The 18759-nt window shown below is 38.2% G+C and carries 17 protein-coding genes and 1 other RNA gene; 5 read left to right on the top strand and 13 right to left on the bottom strand.

Features of this window, described 5'->3' with window-relative positions; genetic code table 11:
• The first annotated feature begins 70 nt into the window (after window positions 1-70).
• The 4 genes from recA (at window position 71) to F981_RS06495 (ending at window position 4368) form a co-directional block, all read left to right on the top strand.
• Window positions 71-1114 carry a recombinase RecA gene (gene recA / locus F981_RS06510; RefSeq protein WP_004719755.1) on the top strand — a complete coding sequence of 348 codons (1044 nt, stop codon included), beginning with the start codon at window positions 71-73 and terminating at the stop codon, window positions 1112-1114.
• 157 nt (window positions 1115-1271) lie between these two features.
• On the top strand, window positions 1272-2108 hold the full coding sequence (locus F981_RS06505) for an SDR family NAD(P)-dependent oxidoreductase (protein WP_035371739.1): 837 nt from the start codon (window positions 1272-1274) through the stop codon (window positions 2106-2108).
• 1 nt (window position 2109) lies between these two features.
• Window positions 2110-3540, top strand: coding sequence for a class I adenylate-forming enzyme family protein (locus tag F981_RS06500; protein WP_004719753.1), 1431 nt, complete (start codon window positions 2110-2112; stop codon window positions 3538-3540).
• 201 nt (window positions 3541-3741) lie between these two features.
• On the top strand, window positions 3742-4368 hold the full coding sequence (locus F981_RS06495; RefSeq protein WP_004719750.1) for a regulatory protein RecX: 627 nt from the start codon (window positions 3742-3744) through the stop codon (window positions 4366-4368).
• A gap of 380 nt (window positions 4369-4748) precedes the next feature.
• On the opposite strand, the gene ffs is transcribed toward F981_RS06495, so the two are convergent.
• An RNA gene (gene ffs, locus F981_RS23235) (signal recognition particle sRNA small type) lies at window positions 4749-4845 on the bottom strand.
• A 404-nt stretch (window positions 4846-5249) separates the two neighbouring features.
• Here ffs and F981_RS06490 point away from each other — a divergent pair.
• Window positions 5250-6104: a YbgF trimerization domain-containing protein gene (locus F981_RS06490; protein WP_004719749.1), complete on the top strand. Its 855-nt coding sequence runs from the start codon at window positions 5250-5252 to the stop codon at window positions 6102-6104.
• 72 nt (window positions 6105-6176) lie between these two features.
• Here the strand turns inward: F981_RS06490 and lpxA are convergent, their stop codons facing one another.
• The 12 genes from lpxA to rimO all read right to left on the bottom strand — a co-directional run bounded on the left by lpxA (window position 6177) and on the right by rimO (window position 18574).
• Window positions 6177-6965, bottom strand: a complete 789-nt coding sequence (gene lpxA, locus F981_RS06485; protein ID WP_004719746.1) for an acyl-ACP--UDP-N-acetylglucosamine O-acyltransferase — start codon at window positions 6963-6965, stop codon at window positions 6177-6179.
• Entirely contained in the window at window positions 6962-7447 is a 486-nt protein-coding gene (gene fabZ, locus F981_RS06480; protein ID WP_004719745.1) for a 3-hydroxyacyl-ACP dehydratase FabZ, read from the bottom strand. Before fabZ ends, lpxA begins: the two co-directional genes overlap by 4 nt.
• 2 nt (window positions 7448-7449) lie before the next feature.
• Window positions 7450-8520 (bottom strand): UDP-3-O-(3-hydroxymyristoyl)glucosamine N-acyltransferase, encoded by a 1071-nt coding sequence (gene lpxD / locus F981_RS06475; RefSeq protein ID WP_004719742.1) that lies wholly within the window; start codon window positions 8518-8520, stop codon window positions 7450-7452.
• Between the two features lie 3 nt (window positions 8521-8523).
• Entirely contained in the window at window positions 8524-9009 is a 486-nt protein-coding gene (locus F981_RS06470; RefSeq protein ID WP_004719741.1) for an OmpH/Skp family outer membrane protein, read from the bottom strand.
• A gap of 43 nt (window positions 9010-9052) precedes the next feature.
• Window positions 9053-11581, bottom strand: a complete 2529-nt coding sequence (bamA, locus tag F981_RS06465) for an outer membrane protein assembly factor BamA (RefSeq protein WP_004719739.1) — start codon at window positions 11579-11581, stop codon at window positions 9053-9055.
• 36 nt (window positions 11582-11617) lie between these two features.
• On the bottom strand, window positions 11618-12973 hold the full coding sequence (gene rseP, locus F981_RS06460; protein ID WP_004719738.1) for an RIP metalloprotease RseP: 1356 nt from the start codon (window positions 12971-12973) through the stop codon (window positions 11618-11620).
• Window positions 12974-12975: 2 nt separating this feature from the next.
• Complete coding sequence (ispC, locus tag F981_RS06455) at window positions 12976-14172, bottom strand: 1-deoxy-D-xylulose-5-phosphate reductoisomerase (RefSeq protein WP_004719735.1); 1197 nt, start codon at window positions 14170-14172, stop codon at window positions 12976-12978.
• Window positions 14173-14997: a phosphatidate cytidylyltransferase gene (locus tag F981_RS06450; protein WP_004719733.1), complete on the bottom strand. Its 825-nt coding sequence runs from the start codon at window positions 14995-14997 to the stop codon at window positions 14173-14175.
• Window positions 14997-15749, bottom strand: a complete 753-nt coding sequence (gene uppS, locus F981_RS06445) for a polyprenyl diphosphate synthase (protein WP_004719730.1) — start codon at window positions 15747-15749, stop codon at window positions 14997-14999. The genes F981_RS06450 and uppS overlap by 1 nt, the downstream gene beginning before the upstream one ends.
• Before the next feature lie 7 nt (window positions 15750-15756).
• Entirely contained in the window at window positions 15757-16311 is a 555-nt protein-coding gene (gene frr / locus F981_RS06440; protein ID WP_004719727.1) for a ribosome recycling factor, read from the bottom strand.
• A 125-nt stretch (window positions 16312-16436) separates the two neighbouring features.
• Entirely contained in the window at window positions 16437-17165 is a 729-nt protein-coding gene (gene pyrH, locus F981_RS06435; protein ID WP_004719725.1) for a UMP kinase, read from the bottom strand.
• A gap of 65 nt (window positions 17166-17230) precedes the next feature.
• Window positions 17231-18574 (bottom strand): 30S ribosomal protein S12 methylthiotransferase RimO, encoded by a 1344-nt coding sequence (rimO, locus tag F981_RS06430; RefSeq protein ID WP_004719723.1) that lies wholly within the window; start codon window positions 18572-18574, stop codon window positions 17231-17233.
• Between the last annotated feature and the right edge of the window lie 185 nt (window positions 18575-18759).

Below are 18759 nucleotides of genomic sequence, written 5' to 3'. Positions count from 1 at the left end.
GGACGAAAGATCAAATTTAATGACATCCACTTAAGATATTAGTGATATTACATCGTTTGAGGTTTATGAGATGGATGATAACAAAAGCAAGGCACTGAATGCGGCACTGAGCCAAATTGAGAAACAATTTGGTAAAAACACAGTGATGCGCTTAGGTGATAACACTGTTCAAGCGGTTGAAGCGGTTTCTACAGGCTCTTTAACACTTGATATTGCATTGGGTATTGGGGGCTTACCAAAAGGTCGTATCGTTGAAATTTACGGTCCTGAATCTTCTGGTAAAACGACAATGACGCTACAAGCCATTGCGCAATGCCAAAAAGCAGGTGGAACATGTGCCTTTATTGATGCGGAACATGCTTTAGATCCACAATATGCACGTAAACTTGGGGTAGATATAGACAACCTTTTAGTTTCACAGCCAGATAATGGTGAGCAAGCACTTGAAATCGCAGATATGTTGGTTCGTTCAGGTGCAGTCGATATGATCGTTGTCGATTCTGTAGCAGCGTTAACCCCTAAAGCCGAAATTGAAGGCGAAATGGGTGACTCTCACATGGGTCTACAAGCACGTTTGATGAGCCAAGCTTTACGTAAAATCACAGGTAATGCCAAACGTTCAAACTGTATGGTTATCTTCATTAACCAGATTCGTATGAAAATTGGGGTGATGTTTGGTAGCCCTGAAACCACAACTGGTGGTAATGCGTTGAAATTCTATGCTTCTGTACGTTTAGATATTCGTCGTATTGGACAAGTTAAAGAAGGCGATGAAATTGTAGGTTCTGAAACCAAAGTCAAAGTTGTTAAAAACAAAATGGCGCCTCCTTTCCGTGAAGCACTTTTCCAAATTATGTATGGTAAAGGTGTAAACCACTTAGGTGAATTGGTTGATCTTGCAGTTGGACAAGAACTTGTACAAAAAGCAGGTGCTTGGTACTCATATCAAGGCGACAAAATCGGTCAAGGTAAAAACAATGTCATTCGACATTTAGAGGAAAACCCTCAATTGGCTCAAGAACTTGATCGTATGATTCGTGAAAAGCTTTTGACTACTGCCAATGCTGCACCAGCAGAAGAGAAAGAAGAAGAGCCTGACTTTTTAGATGTTTAAATTCAAACTTTATTTTTAAGTATATCAAGCACCTTTCGAGGTGCTTTTTTATGCTTAAAACCAAATTAAACAACAGTCGTTTTGATTTAATATAAATTTCAGTTATAACTAAGCTAAAGCCGTATGAATCAGATTCTTTCATTATTATGTATAAAAAATCAGAACAATCACTGAATTTTTATTTTTTCGAGCTCCACGAATTCAAAAAAATAAACTCAAACAACACTTTCAAAATAAAACCATTTTAATTACAGGGGCAAGTTTTGGGATTGGTGAAGCATGTGCAAGGCTGTTATCTAATACACAATGCACGCTTGTGCTGATTGCACGTAGCACAGATAAGCTTATACAACTCAAAAGTGAATTAGAATCTTATTCATGCCATATTGAAATCATCTGCGCAGATTTATATCAATCCGATGCCGCAGAAGATATTTTTCAAAGCCTAAAAGCACGCAATATTCAGATTGATGTATTGGTCCATAATGCAGGAAAATCAATTCAGCGCTCTGTTTGGGATAGCTTGTATCGCCCACAGGATATCAATCGAACCATTGCGATTAACTATATCAACCCTGCCCAACTCACCCGTTTATTGTTAGCTGATTTAAAACACAAGCAAGGACAAATTATTGTGGTTTCAACCATCAATGCCAAACTATTTGCCCCGCCATTTTGGTCAACCTATCAAGCTTCGAAAACCGCAATGCAACAGTGGATTCTTGCCATTCAACCAGAATTGGCGGTTCATGAAGTACACGCAGGCTTAGTCTACTTGCCCTTAGTTCGTACACGAATGATTTTACCCACCAAACAATATCAGCAAATGCCAGCGATGCAAGCAAAAGACGCTGCTCAAGCGATTCTTACATGCCTAATTTATCGTAAACGACAATGGCAACCTTGGTGGTTAGGGCTTGCACAGATTGGTTCAATATTGTTGATCACACCGATTTATTATTTCTATAAACATTTACTCAAGCGAAAGTTATAAGATGAAATGGATCTTTTGGTTAAGATGGTGCATAAGTTTATGCTATAGCACTATTCAACATGGTATTAATTTATACAGTATTTTAGATTCACAGACACGTATTCAAAAAGATAAAACAGCATTTATTATTGATGATCGTCAAATTAGCTTTTTAGAATTAAAATGTAGAACTGACCAACTTATTTGTGAATGGCAAAAAACACATAAGCAAAAGCAACTTCCGCAACAGATTGGTTTAATGATGCAACAAGACCTAGATAGCTTGGCGGCCTTGTTTGCACTGAGCCGTTTAGGTAAAGATATCATTATCGTTAACCCCAGCCTCGTACAGCATAAACTTCAAGCTTTAATTGACCAGAAACAACTGCATCTTATTGGCGGTTTAGATACATTCACTCAACTCAATATCCAAAATTTTACGCTTATTCCTCCACCAAGTACTCAGCAGAAATTTCGTATAAAACCGACTTATTTTAATAAAATAAGTGTCTGTTCTTCTGGTTCAACAGGAATTCCTAAAGTTGCGACAAGGCAATCTAAACCACTACAAAGTTTACCTTTGTTAGACCTCATGCTCAGGAAACTAAAATTTTTTAAAATTAAGCAAATTTTTGTGATGACACCACTCTGCCATGCGGCAGGTTTAACTGCGAGTTTGATGGCGCTAAGCTTTCATAAAACTGTGATTTTGCAAAAACGTTTTGATCCACAATCTGCCAAGCAACTGATTAAACACCATCAAATTGATTGTTTAAACTTAGTGCCCACTATTTTATACCGTTTAATTGAACTGAACGCTCCTCTGTGCTCAGTACAATACATCATTACAGGTAGCGCGCCTTTAAGTGCGAATTTAGTCAAACACGCCCTACAGCACTATCCTCAGATACAACTGTTCAATCTCTATGGCAGCTCTGAAAGTGGAATTAACCTCTTGGCAACAACAGCTAATTTAAAACGAAATCCTGAAAGTATTGGAAAAGCTATTCAAGGTGTACAAATTAAAATTGTCGATTCTACGGGTCAGCCTTTAGAAAATGGCAATATCGGTATCTTATGGAGCAAATGTGCTTGGTCAATTACACCGAATCAATGGCTACAGTGCGGTGATTTAGCCGTACAAGATGCTGAAGGTTATTATTATTTAAAAGGTCGCTCTGATGATATGTTAATTTGCGGTGGAGTAAATGTTTACCCGATTGATTTGGAAAATATTTTATATACCCATAGCGCAATCAAATTTGCACGCGCTTATGCTATAGATGATGCTGATCTTGGACAATGCTTGGCAGTAGACATTATTCTCAATCAGGTACTCAATATTGAAGAATTACAATTATGGATTAGCGGCCAAACGCCACGCTACCTTCGTCCTAAATCAATTCGAATCATTGATCGAATAGAAACGGACAGTATCGGTAAACCAGTTTAGACGTTATTAAGCTCCGACATGAAGTGTTTTAAATAAAAATTTAAATCCTGATATCTGCTTATCTTCCCCTTTATACTCCCTTATATCCTCTGATATTTAGGAGAAGGAAAATTCATCCGTATAGCATTTGCACTGTTAAAAAAGTGAATTAAAGCTAAACTAGCGTTTATCTCTGAAATAAATAGATTGTTATCAATAGCTATGAGCCAAGCAAAATTTCCCAAATTGTTAGATTACCAAAAACTCAAACAGCAATTTGGTGAACAGGAAACAACAGCGTATCAGCATTCTATATCCCAACCTGCAGAACTTGATTCTGGCATTGCAAATGATGAACACGTCTTTAATGCGGAACAGGATCTTGCACCCAAACCACAGGGCTTAACAGGTACACGTTTGCGTTCTTATGCTTTTGCAGTGTTGACTCGAAAAGAATATTCCAAAGCTGATCTGATTGAAAAGCTGATGACCTATGCGCAAAGCCGTGAAGAAGTTTTAATTTTGGTTGAAGAGTTGTCAGCGAATAACTACCAAAGTGACCAACGTGTCGCGGAAATGACTGTGCGTAGCCAAGTCCGTAGAGGTAAGGGCCCGAATCGAATCAAACTGGCTTTACGTGCCAAACAACTGGATAAAGCCTTAGTACAAGAGGATATTGCAGAAATTGATTGGTATGAACAAGCCTATCAATTGAAAGTTAAAAAATATGGTACAGAGGTCAGTAAAGATCCAAAAATTAAAGCCAAACAAATTCGCTTTTTACAATATCGTGGTTTTGAAATGGATGCGATTATGAAAGCAATTTCAAAAAAACCAAGTGATGATTGATGATGGCTAGTCGATACAATTCAAGATCAACTTTTCATTAATAGGTAGGGTTAGAATCTTAGGTTGAAAATCTATTGATAGAATTCCCTCCTCACTTTTGATTTCTTATAAATTCTAAGCAGATCCAATATCTTTTAGCGCTGTACAAGCTATCATTTCATTCATCGATAAAACTATACGCGTGTTTTCAATATAAGCTCAATAAGAGTGATAGATCTTTAGTCACGACTAAAAAATGATGGTTGAATTAAATAAGATGGTCTAAAGATTAAGAATATAAATTTTCAGGGATTAAATATCAGAGATTGTTTTAAAATGTAGTATATAAATCGAATGGATATATTGAGTTATTATTGGTAGATTTAGAAATCTGGTGGCAGCCCTACTAGCAAAATCTCGGCACATCGTATTTCTGATACCGTTGCTACCTTCCGGTCCTGGCGGGGTTTTCAGAGTACAATTGCGAAACCACCAGCAGGGCTACCATTGCAAGAACAGAGTATAGAGATTTTTTATTTTCTTTCAAGCCAAACATTGTGATTTTCTCAAGTTATTCATTCGTTTGCTTATTTCATCATCAATATGGTTAATTTTTAACAGAAATTCTAACTTTTCCTTTTAATACTTCATTGAACTTATCAAGCATCAGAAAATATGCGACTGAAATTTATATCAGCTCCACTTCATCTATTAAAGGCATCATTTCATAGATTGCAGGCGTTAAAATACAAAAAAGCTTCATATTGCATTAGAATTAGCTGAAGATTGTAAAAGCATCTTGCAATTCCGCCCCTAGCCGTTTTTAATGATAACAATTATTGATTTTCAAATAGCCCATATCAGTCTATTTGAAAAATTTTGACTTTGATGGATTTTAAATTATGCTAAAAAAGCATGCCCTGTTTTCTATTGCTTTACTCAGTTCAGCATCTTTATATGCAATCCCTATAGAATCTCGTGGATTAAGTGATACTGCATCATCTCGAAATGATGTAGCAAATTCACCAGCACCCATTGCTGGAAATATGAATTGGGATTTAATACAAAAGAATCAACAATTAGAAAATCAAATTCGTGAATTACGTGGCAAGATTGAAGAACAAGATCATGCCATTGATCAACTAAACAAAGAACTCACCAACCGCTATACCGATTTAGATCAGCGTCTTGAACTGCTCAATCAGAAACTTGAACCTGAAAGTAATCAACCAGAACAAGCACCTGCTGAAAATGCACCTGTCGATAGTTCAACCGCAACCGATCAAACAACCACTGCAAGCAAAGCTACAACGAATAGCACGGCACCAACAACGGCTCAAAATCCAGCAACACCAGCCAACAGTAGCAACAATACCAGTGATCCTGTTGCACTGGAAAAAGCAGCTTATACCATTGCTTTAGATGCTTATAAAAAAGGCGGTGCAAAACAAGCCATCGCCCCAATGCAAAACTTTATTAAAAACTATCCAAACAGCATTTATACTGGAAATGCTTATTTTTGGTTAGCTGAGTTTCAATTGGCAATTGATCCACCAAATTACAATGAAGCTAAGAAAAACTATGAAATCGTGGCAGCTAAATTTCCAAACTCCTCTAAAGCACCGCGTGCTTTATACCAACTTTATAGTATTGCCAAAGATGTCAACAAGAACACACAAACAGCAAATGTCTATAAAAACAAACTGTTAAGCACCTATCCTAAATCAGAAGAAGCAGGTTTTTTCAAAAAAGGTTAATCCGCTTATTCACAATTTAGACAATAAAAAAATGCCTCAATAGAGGCATTTTTTTATTGAAATCTTTAACAATTAACGCACGATACCGCGCTTAGATTCTAATACTGAATCAATCAATAACTGGACTTCTTCAACTTCTGGAAGGATCTCTTGACGAATTTTTTCAATGGCTTGTTCAGTGGTTAAATTCTCTTTATAGATCAATTTAAACGACTCTCTTAAGCCTTGAATCACATTCTTAGACCAGCCTTTACGACGCATCCCTTCAACATTCATACCATAAGCATGCGCAGGATTACCTGAAACCATGACATAAGCAGGAACATCTTTAAGAATCAGTGATGCACCACCAATCATACTATAAGAATCAATCTTACAGAATTGATGGATACCTGAATTCCCGCCCACAATGACGAAATCGCCAATGTGAACATGGCCAGCGATGCCGACATTATTTGCAAAAATATTGTTATTTCCAATCAAACAATCATGTGCAATATGCGTATTCACCATCAATAGGTTATTGCTTCCTATTTTGGTTAGGCCTCGATCTTGAACAGTGCCACGGTGTAAGCTGCAATGTTCACGGATTTTATTGTTGTCGCCAATTTCTAACCAAGTTTCTTCACCTTGGTATTTTAAATCTTGACAAATTTCACCTACACTTGCGAATTGGAAAATATCGTTATTTTCACCAATACGTGTATAGCCTCCAATCACAACATGTGAGTGAAGTTTGGTACCAGCACCAATCGTCACTTGCGGACCAATAATACAATATGGTCCAATTTGGACATCTGGTGCTATCACTGCAGAAGAGTCAATAATAGCGGTTGGGTGGATTAAGTCGTTATTGCTCATGCCTGCTCTAATTTCTGATGAGAAATGATAATTTCAGCGGTTGCTGCTACCACGCCGTCAACACTGGCAGTACATAAATACTTGTAAATGCCACGTTTTTGCATGAGTAATTCAGATTTTAGCACGAGTTGGTCGCCTGGTACGACTTGTTTTTTAAATCGTATTTTTTCAGCACCTGCAAATAAGAACAAAGAACCTGGTCTTGGTTTTTCATTATTCATGATAAAACCGAGCACACCAGAAACTTGTGCCATCGCCTCAACGATCAAAACACCCGGCATAATTGGATAGCCAGGGAAATGACCCTGCATAAATTCTTCATTAATTGAAACGTTTTTGTATCCTACAATCCCATTCTCTGTAACTTCAGTTACACGATCGACAAGCAAAAATGGATAACGATGTGGCAAATACTCGCGAATCGTTTGGGTTTGCATTGGTAATTCAGGAACCGTAAAAGGTAGAGATTTAGACTCAGTCATAATTATTTACGCGACTTTAAAGTTGATTCAATGGACTCAATTTGAGCCTGCATATGATCTATTTGTTTCACCAGTTTGGTCAATGGCACATCTGCTAATTGTCTTAAGCGCACAACCGTCCTTTTCCAATGATTTGTTTCAAATTGTCCAGTACCTGAAGAATAAGAACCTGCCTCAGAAATACTTTTTGTGACTATTGACATTCCAGTAATTGTGACATTATCCGTGATTTTTACATGCCCTACGATACCAACAGCACCTGCAAGAACACAGTTTTTGCCAATAATCGTACTGCCCGCAATACCACACTTGGCTGCGATGGCAGTATTCTCGCCAATCTGCACGTTATGGGCAATTTGCACAAGGTTATCAATAATGACACCATCATGAATGATTGTATCGTCTAAAGCACCACGATCAATACTACAATTTGAGCCTATACGCACATCATTTCCGATACGTACAGAACCCAATTGAGCTATACGATTCCACTTTCCTTGATAAGGTGCAAAACCGAAGCCCTCTCCGCCAATTGCAGTATTGGAATGAATCCGAACACGATCTGCGATTTTTGTTTGGCCTGTAATGGTCACATGAGAATCGACAAAACCGTCTTTGCCAATTTCAACACCATCATCAATTTTGCTGTGCGATTGGATAATTGTATTTGCACCGACCACACAATCATCACCAATCACAACATAATGACCAATATAAGCATCATCTGCAATAATTGCTGAAGGAGAGATTTGCGCAGTACTTTCAATACCCCGTTTGCTTACTTTAACTTCAAATTGATGGGTTAAAATTGCAAAGGCAAGATAGGGATTGCGGACAACAATAAAATTTTGGCAATTTGTAAGCTGTTCTTTTAACTCTGCCGTGACGATCAAAGCACCAGCTTTAGAGTTTTGAGCTTCATTCAAGTATTTGTCGTTATTTACAAAAGAAATATGATTGGATTGCGCATGTTCTAAACTTGCAAGCCCATCTAAAACAAAATTGGGTTGACCAATTAGCTCACCTTGTACAAGCTGAGCTAATTCATCGAGATGAAAACGATTTGATTTCATTGATTATTTAATTGCATTAACCTTTTGAATCATTTTAGCAGTTAAATCACTCTTTGCGTCATAAGCAAGTGCTGAATTTTTATTCAAAACAAAGTCTAATCCACCTTCTTGGCGCAATTGTTCAGCAACTTGCTTTACACGAGCCTCAAAAGTTGCATTAGTGTTTTGAATTGTACTTTGTACTTTCGCCTGAACACCTTGCTGAATCGTTTGGAATTCATTCACTTTTGCTTGGTATTGCGCATTAATTTGTTGAACATTTGCACCTTGAGCCTGTGCTTTTTGTTTCAATGCTTCAATATCTTTGGTGATTTGTTCAAGCTTCGTGGTTTGCGGCTTAACCGATTGTTCTAAACTTGCATTCTGTTGCTTTAAGTAGGTGCTACTTTCTACAACTTTTTCTAGGTCAACTACACCAAAACCTGCCGCTTGAACCAATCCAGCAAAACCCAAACCTAGGCCCATAATGGCCATTTTCATTGTTTTCATCATTGTTCCTTATATTAAGTTAAATCTCGTAAAAAGATCGTACTTAGAAAGTACGACCAATCTCGAATTGAATATTTTTAGTTTCATCGCCCGGTTTGTCATTCAATGGGAATGCATAACTCAACGAAAGTGGGCCAATCATGGTAATCCAAGTAAAGCCTACACCAACACTATAGCGCATGTTACCAAAGTCAAAATCGTAATTATCTTTACAATATTGTTTTGCATCTACACCTTGATCAGCAGTACCCCCATTCCAGTACAGTTTTCCAGTGGCAGTACTACAATTTGTATCAAAGACTTGTGCGCCTTCAGCAAAAATCACTGGACGGATCTGACGTGCCCAATCACCTTTAAATGGAACAGGTAAAGCCAATTCTGTACCGAATTGTACTAAAGCATTACCCCCGACTTCTTCTGGATCGTAATCTCTGGTTTTTCTTTCGTTATAGGTCACACCAGGGTATTTTGGACCTAATGTACTGTTGTCATAACCGCGGACTGAACCAAAACCACCCGCATAGAAGTTTTTATAGAATGGTAAATCATTACCATAACCCAACTTACCATAGCCACGTAACACGAAATCACGGCCTAATGGGAAATAAGTCTGTGCATCGTAAGTGACTTTTTGATATTCAACATCACTACCTGGTAATGCGATTTCAGCATTAACACGATGTGAAGTACCATTTGTAGGGAAAATTGGACGATTCAGTGTATTATATGACCAACCTAAATTTAAATTATAAGTTAGGTATTTGCCTTCAAATGCATCATCATATGAAGATAACTTATCAGCTGGGCAATCCTCATAACCAGTGATATTACCTTTGTCATCCTTAATAGGCACTAAATCAACTGTACAATATGTTGATGTATGGGTTTTCTTACCACCATTTGCTAATAAATAGTCACGTACGTAAGTTGAAACATAAGCGCCAGTTGTTACTTTAGTTTGGTCAACGTTTAGACCCGCGCTAATATTTTGGTTTTCATCAATTGGATAACCAAATGTAACACCACCACCGATACTGTCCGTCACATAGTTGTTAACGTTATAGTCGTCATTCAACTTGGTTTTACGGTAGTACATGTTATAACCACGGCTGACACCATCAATAGTAAAATATGGATCAGTAACACTTAAATTATAGTAATCTTGGGTTTCTGAACGAGATAAATCGATAGAAACTCGATTACCTGTACCCATAAAGTTGGTTTGACTTAAACCTGCTTGGAATGTGATACCACCATTCTGAGAATAACCCACAGCCAATGTACTGGTACCGGAATGTTGCTCTTCAACATCAATATTCAAGTCCATTTGATCTGGTAAGTTCGGTACACGAACAGGTTTAACATCAACTTTACTAAAGAAGCCAGTACGTTCTAAACGGACTTTAGACAAGTCAATTTTTTCATTACTCGCTAAAGCACCTTCCATTTGGCGCATTTCACGACGTAATACTTCATCCGCAGTTTTGGTATTACCGGTAAAGTTAATACGACGCACAGTCACTTGTTGACCAGGATTAATATAGTAATTTAAGTCAACAATATGGGTTTCATTATTGATTTCAGGGACTACATTTACTTCTGCATAGTAGTAACCCGCATTACCATATTTACGGAGTAGTAACTGCTTTACAGCATTGACTTTTTCTTGAGAATACGTTGTGCCATCTTTATAGATTTGCAGCGCTTGTAGATCTTCAGTCTTATAAAGGGCATCGCCTAAAAATTTAGTTTCGCCAAATTTAAATTGCTCGCCTTCATTGACTGAAACTTCAATAAAGATATGCTTTTTATCTTCACTAAGATTTAAATTCGAACTGTTAATATCAAAATTGATATAACCTTTATTGAGATATAGCGCACGTAATGATTCTAAACTTGCTGACATTTTTTCACGTGCATAACGGTCATTTCGAGAAATAACCGATAACCAGCCACTCTCTTTTACTGCAAACGCTTGTTTAATGTCGTCTTCTTTAAATACGGTATTACCAATAATATTGATATCAAATACTTTTGCAGGCTTACCTTCATTAAAATTGATATTCAATTCAACGCGGTTATTTGGTTGAGCAACTTGTTCAACTTTAATATCTGCATCATAACGACCTTGTTGAGCATATTGTTGCTCCAACTCAGTTTCTAAAGTTTGTAAGGCAGATTTTTTAAGCACTTCGCCTTCGGCCAAGCCCATTTTCTTTAAACCATCCGTTAAAGCTTCTTTCGGAATTAGTTTATTGCCTTTAAAATTAATTTTTGAAATTACTGGACGTTCAATTACTTTAAACACCAAGACACCGTCTTGGTTCGATGCTTGTATATCATCAAAAAGATTTGAAGCATACAAAGCACGAATTGAATCCGCAATTGCAGGATCATTGACACGGTCACCACTATTTATTGGTAAAAGTGCAAGAACATTTTGTTGCGTTAAACGAACCAAGCCATCCACACGGATATCACGTGCAATGAACTCATCTGCCGCTTGTACTTGCTGTACAGCTGCCATCGCACTAACGAGCGCTAATGGCATAAATAAATGTGAGTGCTGCATGCCTATTATTTTCCAGTAAGTTAATCCACAATTGCGTTATAAACGCATAAAATCATTAAATATTGCAAGAAGCATCATGCTACCAAGCAGTACCATACCAATTTTTAACCCAACCAATTGTATTTGTTCAGAAACAGGCTTACCACGAATTGCTTCAATAATGTAATAAACCAAATGACCGCCATCTAACATCGGAATAGGCAATAAATTTAAAATCCCCAAACTCACACTCATCAAAGCCATAAATGAAATGAATGTCTGCCACCCCATTTCAGCGCTTTGACCGGCGACTTTTGCAATAGTAATTGGACCCGACAAATTATCTAAGCCAATTAAACCACGCACCATCTTCACCATCGAATTCAAAATCATTGCTGAAAGTTGTCCAGTCTTTTCAACAGCAACAACAAAAGCTTCAGCAGGATTATATTGAATTGTTTGTTTATATTCAGTAGGAATTGTCAGTTTATCAGTCTGTGCTTGCACACCCAACATACCTGTTACATTTCCCATATTGTCACGTTTACCTTGCGGCATTACTTGTAAATGTACAATCTGCCCTTGGCGTAACACATCAACTTTAAGTAACTTTTCAGGTGATTTTTGTACCACATCTACCACATCAAACCAATCTTTCATTTTCACCTGATTGATTGAAATGATTTGGTCACCTTCTTTCATCCCTTGACGAATCGCAGCGCCATCACTACTTAACTTATAAACAGTTGTAGGAATCTGTGGACGATATGGGGTAAAACCTAGCACATCAAATGGTGACTGACTTTGGTCTTTTAAGAAATTCTTGATCGGTAAAGCAAAACTCTGTGGCTGACCATTGCGCTCAACTTGAACATCGATATGACCTGTTTCACCAACACGATCAACAATGGCATAGTTGAGTTTTTCCCAAGTGCTGACATCTGTTCCATCTACAGCAACAATTTTATCGCCAATCTGCATTTGAGCTGTTGCAGCAGGTGTATTGGGTAGAATTATACCAACACGAGTATTTAATTGCTCTTGTGCAGGAAGAAATAGAATCCAAAATAGGACTATTGCAAAAATCAAATTGATCAATGGACCTGCAGCAACAATCGCAATACGCTTCCATGGTGGCTGACGGTTAAATGCTAACGGCAAATCTTCCGCACTAACATTCCCCTCACGCTCATCCAACATTTTGACATAACCACCCAGTGGTAATGCTGAAAGTTGATATTGGATGCCTGATTTTTTCGATGTCCACTTCAACAAAGTTGGACCAAAACCAATCGAATAGACCAGTACTTTTACACCGAGTTTACGTGCAACCCAATAATGTCCAAATTCATGAATCGCAATCAGCGGACCAAGTAAGAATATGGCTGCGACAATGATAAATAAAACACTCATGATCAGCTTCCCAATTGTGTAATGCGTTGTGAAGCAACTTGGCGCGCAAGTTGATCTGTCTGCAAAATCGTGTCAATCGAATCTGCCAAACCATTTTGAACGTGATTTAAGGTATGTTCAACCACTTGTGAAATTTCTAAAAACGCAATTTTTTGCTGTAAAAAAGCACTCACAGCAATTTCATTAGCAGCATTGAGAATAGAAGGTGCCAATCCACCCGCCTGCATAGCATTTCGAGCCAGTTTAAGCGATGGAAAACGCGTAATATCTGGCGCTTGAAAATCGAGTTGTGAATGGACAAATAAATCCAGAGGCGGGACATGAGTTTGAATCCGCTCAGGCCATGCAAGTGCATGCGCAATCGGCGTACACATATCAGGATTACCCATTTGAGCCAAAGTTGAACCATCCACATATTGAACCATTGAATGAATGATACTTTGTGGATGAACAACAACTGTAACAAATTGTTCTTTAATTGAAAATAAATGACATGCTTCGATCAATTCTAAACCTTTATTCATCAGGGTTGCAGAATCTACCGAGATTTTTTGTCCCATCGACCAATTTGGATGTTTACAGGCTTGTGCAGGTGTTACGGTTTTTAATTGTTCTAAACTAAAATTTAAAAATGGGCCGCCTGAAGCAGTCAACAAAACTTGCTTGACCCCCAATTGAGGCTCACCATTGGATTGAATCTGTAAATAATTTTGAGGAAGACATTGAAAAATAGCATTATGTTCAGAGTCGACAGGCAGTAACAAAGCATGATGATCTTTAGCTGCTTGAAGCATAATATCGCCAGACATCACCAAGGCTTCTTTGTTGGCAAGTAAAACGCGCTTACCTGCTTTCACTGCGGCTAAAGTAGGCAACAATCCTGCTGCACCAACAATTGCTGCCATCACTACATCTACATCAGGATGTTCCGATACGGTGATAAGCCCTGCTTCATCTGTGAGGATTTCGATATCAAAAATATGATGTATAGCAAGTAGCTGTTGTAACTCATCTACTTTATCCGATGGTACAACAACACATTTCGGTCGATATTGTTTGCATATTTCACTGAGTTCTTTGATTCGACTAAATCCAGTCACTGCAAAAACTGAATACTGGTCCGAATGCTGTTGTAAAATTTTTAAAGTACTGCGCCCAATAGAACCTGTAACACCTAATATACAAACAGATTGTGACATCTATAAATCTACACCAATAAGTTTTAAAACATACATGCCAGCCGCAAAAAACGGAGCCGCAGCAAGCAATGAATCTATACGATCAAGCACCCCACCATGTCCTGGAAGGATACGACCTGAGTCTTTAATTCCAGCACGACGTTTAATCATAGATTCAAACAAGTCGCCAAGCACAGAGCTAAACACAGTCACAATAGACAAAACTAGGAAAAGAATATGTTGTGGAAGCGTTAAATGTAGATAAATCGATTGAACCACAATGATCACAATCGCAACAGTGACAATCCCACCAATTAAGCCTTCGATTGATTTGTTTGGACTCACATCTGGCGCAAGTTTACGCTTACCAAATTTACGCCCAACAAAATATGCACCACTGTCCGCGCCCCAAACCAACAGGAACAGATACATCAACCACCAAGGTGAGCTTTTCCAAACTTCAAAAATAGCGGTAACTGCGGCACTGATTAAAACCAAGCCAACAATATTTAAAGTGATATTGTACCAGCCATCGTATTCAGGATAATGTTTTACCCAATACAGACTACACAACCAAGTGAGAATAGAGGCACTCCAAAGAATAAGCGCCAAATCATTAAAATATAATGCTAACCCTGAAAAAAAAGCGGTTAATACACCGAATCCAGCAGCTTTAATTTTCTTCACATGGTCAGATTCATGTGGCATGAGTTTAAACCACTCATAACCTGCTGCCCCAGCTGCGATAATCATTAACACTAACATTGGATATTGAGATTTTGTTGCAAACATACAACTCAGTACAACTGCCACCAATACCAATGCGGTTATAATCCGCTCTAACATTATAAATTCTCTATATGTTCTTGTTGAATTTGTTCAGAGGTTTTTCCGAAACGTCTTTCACGCCCTGAAAAAATATTGAATGCATGATCCAACTCTTGCACTGTAAATTCTGGCCATAATGTCTCAGTAAAATATAACTCAGCGTATGCAGCCTGCCACAGTAAGAAATTAGACAGTCGGTAATCACCGCCTGTACGAATCAATAAATCCACGGGTGGCAAATCCCCCAAACTTATTTGTTGTGCAAATAACTCAGTATTGATTTGATTCACATCAATTTGTTGATCTTTAACCTGTTGCGCAAGTTTACGTGCAGTATCTGCGATATCCCACATACCACCATAGCTAATTGCAATTGTTAAAGTCATGTTACTGAACTTAGCAGTCCTTTGTTCAGCATGCAACATTAATTCACGTAGCTCTGGAGAAAGCCGACTACGATCACCAATAAATCTCAACGAAATTTCGAATTTTTCCATCCGTGGAATTTGCTCATGAATTGTGTCTTCCAACAATTTCATTAACAAATCAACTTCATACTGTGGTCGATTCCAGTTTTCACTTGAAAAAGCAAACACAGTAAGCGCCTGAACGCCAACTTTACGACAATGCTCTACAATCGGATCTAGGACATTTTTACCTTCACGGTGTCCGTCACCTTTTTGCAGTTGTTTCTTTTTTGCAAAACGATTGTTGCCATCCATGATGATGGCAACATGTTTTGGAAGATGGTTGTCTTCAGATGTGGTCATTTAAATCTTAGACCTTCATCAATTCAGCTTCTTTCGCAGCAAGACGTTTGTCCACTTCAGCAACAAATTTATCGGTAATTTTTTGGATATCATCACCTGCACGACGCTCATCATCTTCAGAAATTTCTTTATCTTTTAATAATGATTTAATATCGCCTAAAACATCACGACGAATGTTACGAATCGCAACTTTGGCATTTTCTGCTTCATTACGTGCAACTTTCTGCATATCTTTACGTGTTTCTTCTGTCAAAGCTGCCATTGGTACACGAATCGCGTCAGCAGTTACTGGGTTTAAGCCCAAATCTGATTCACGGATTGCTTTATCAATTGCAGAAACCATTGAACGTTCAAATGGTTGTACCAACAAGGTACGCGAATCTTCAACACCCACGTTAGCCACTTGGTTTAACGGCACGTCAGAACCATAGTAAGGAACCATAACTCCATTTAGGATCGATGGATGCGCACGACCTGTACGAACCTTTGCAAAACCATGTTCCAAAGACTCCAATGACTTATTCATACGGTCTTCTGCGTCTTTTTTAAGATCGTTAATCATATGATCTTCCTTACTTATTTATCTAAATGTGTATGAGGTCTAATGACATTTCATAAACAGGCGAAGTGTCAATACACCCTAATCTAAAATTGCAGTAGTATAAAGAGCTTTACTACCCACGTACATTAGTTTGTAACGTGAGTGCCCTCTTTTTCGCCCATTACCACAGAAAGCAAAGCACCAGACTTGTTCATATCAAATACTTGAAGTGGCACATTGTGATCGCGGCATAAGCAAATTGCAGTTAAATCCATGACACCAAGTTTCTCATCTAAAACTTCATCAAAACTTAAATGGTCATATTTAACAGCATCATCATATTTGCTTGGGTCTTTATTGTAGACACCATCAACTTTAGTGGCTTTTAAAATAAGATTTGCTTCAATTTCAATACCACGTAAGCACGCTGCAGTATCCGTTGTAAAGAATGGATTACCTGTTCCTGCAACAAATACACACACCTCACCTTGAGTTAAGTGGCGAATTGCATCACGGCTTGAATAGGCTTCAACTACTGCACCAATTGGTAATGCTGACATTAAACGGGTTTTGATGTTACGGCGAACCAAAGCATCACGTAATGCTAAGCCATTCATTACTGTGGCAAGCATACCCATTTGGTCACCCGTTACACGGCCAACCAAACCATCTTTTTGCAATTGACTACCACGGTATAAGTTACCACCACCCACCACGATACCCACTTGCACACCCAAACCAACCAAGTGAGCAATAGATAAAGACATTTGATCTAAGACTTGGGCATCAATCCCCATGTCTTTATTACCCGCAAGCGCTTCACCCGAAAGTTTCAGCAAAATTCGCTCATAGCGTGGCTTTTTAGAATCTAACATCACAAAACTCCAATACTTATATCTACAATTTTATTCGTATTTAATCAAATCGAAATCGGCAATACTTAAGCTGATTTAACGCGAATCAACTTGGCAAATAAATCGTATTCATCTGCATCTGTAATTTCGACTTCAAGTAAATCACCAGCTTTAATCACTGACTTATCAATATCTTCAACAAAAACATTACCATCAATCTCAGGTGCATCTGCATAAGAGCGTGCAACTGCGACTGGGAATTCTTCTTCAAGATCATCCACTAAAACCGTCATGGTTTGACCAATACGACTTTGCAGTTTTTCAGCAGAAATCGCTTGTTGAACTTCCATAAAACGTTCATAGCGTTGTTGCTTAATTTCTTCAGGAACATGATCAGGCAAATCGTTGGCTGTTGCACCTTCTACAGGTGAGTAGGTAAAGCAACCTACACGATCAAGTTTCGCCTCTTGTAACCAGTCCAATAACATTTGAAAATCTTCTTCAGTTTCACCAGGGAAACCCACGACAAATGTTGAACGAATAACCAATTCAGGACATTTTTCACGCCATAATTTTAGACGTTCCAAGGTATTTTCACTATGAGCTGGTCGCTTCATCAATTTTAAGATGCGCGGACTGGCGTGTTGAAAAGGAATGTCTAAATATGGAAGAATTTTACCCTGTGCCATTAAGTCAATCACCGCATCCACATGTGGATATGGATAAACATAATGTAATCGCACCCAAATCCCTAACTGACCGAGCGCTTCGCACATGTCATAGAATTTGGTTTTAACAGGCTGACCATTCCAGAAATCAAGCTTATATTTGGTATCTACACCATAAGCGGAGGTGTCTTGAGAAATCACCAAGACTTCTTTTACACCCGCTTTTTTTAACGCCTGCGCTTCATTTAGTACAGAGCCAACAGGACGTGACACAAGATCACCACGCATGCTTGGAATAATGCAGAATGTGCAACGATGGTTACAGCCTTCTGATATTTTTAAATAAGCATAATGTTTAGGTGTTAAACGAATACCTTGTTCAGGTACAAGATCTACAAAAGGATTATGTTTCGGTGGTTCTGGAACATACTGATGGACAGCTTCCATCACATCTTGATACGCAGCCGCACCTGTCACTTTTAAGACATTTGGATGCATCTGGCGAATTTTATCTTCATCTTTACCCAAACAGCCTGTGACGATCACACGACCATTGGCGCTCATGGCTTCACCAATTGCGTCTAAAGACTCTTGTACTGCAGATTCAATAAAACCACAGGTGTTCACAACAACTAAATCAGCACCTTCATAATCTGATGCAACATCATAACCTTCAGTCTTTAACTGCGTTAAAATGCGTTCAGAATCTACCAATGCCTTAGGACAACCTAAAGATACAAAACCGACTTTGGGGGACTTCATGAATCTGCGCTCCACTATAATCCGCGTATTGTATGACTTTTCAAGAGATAAAAACAGGTGGAAACTGCACTCTTTGTATAATGCACCAAAATACATCCAATCCAATAATTAAATTACTACAATGCACCATTTTGGAACAATATAATGATAGCGTAATATGAATGCTGGTTTTTACACTTGAATAA

The sequence above is a fragment of the Acinetobacter guillouiae CIP 63.46 genome, from assembly GCF_000368145.1.
In the GTDB taxonomy this organism is placed as follows: Bacteria; Pseudomonadota; Gammaproteobacteria; order Pseudomonadales; family Moraxellaceae; genus Acinetobacter; species Acinetobacter guillouiae.
This window is presented reverse-complemented; position numbering and strand designations above follow the sequence as displayed.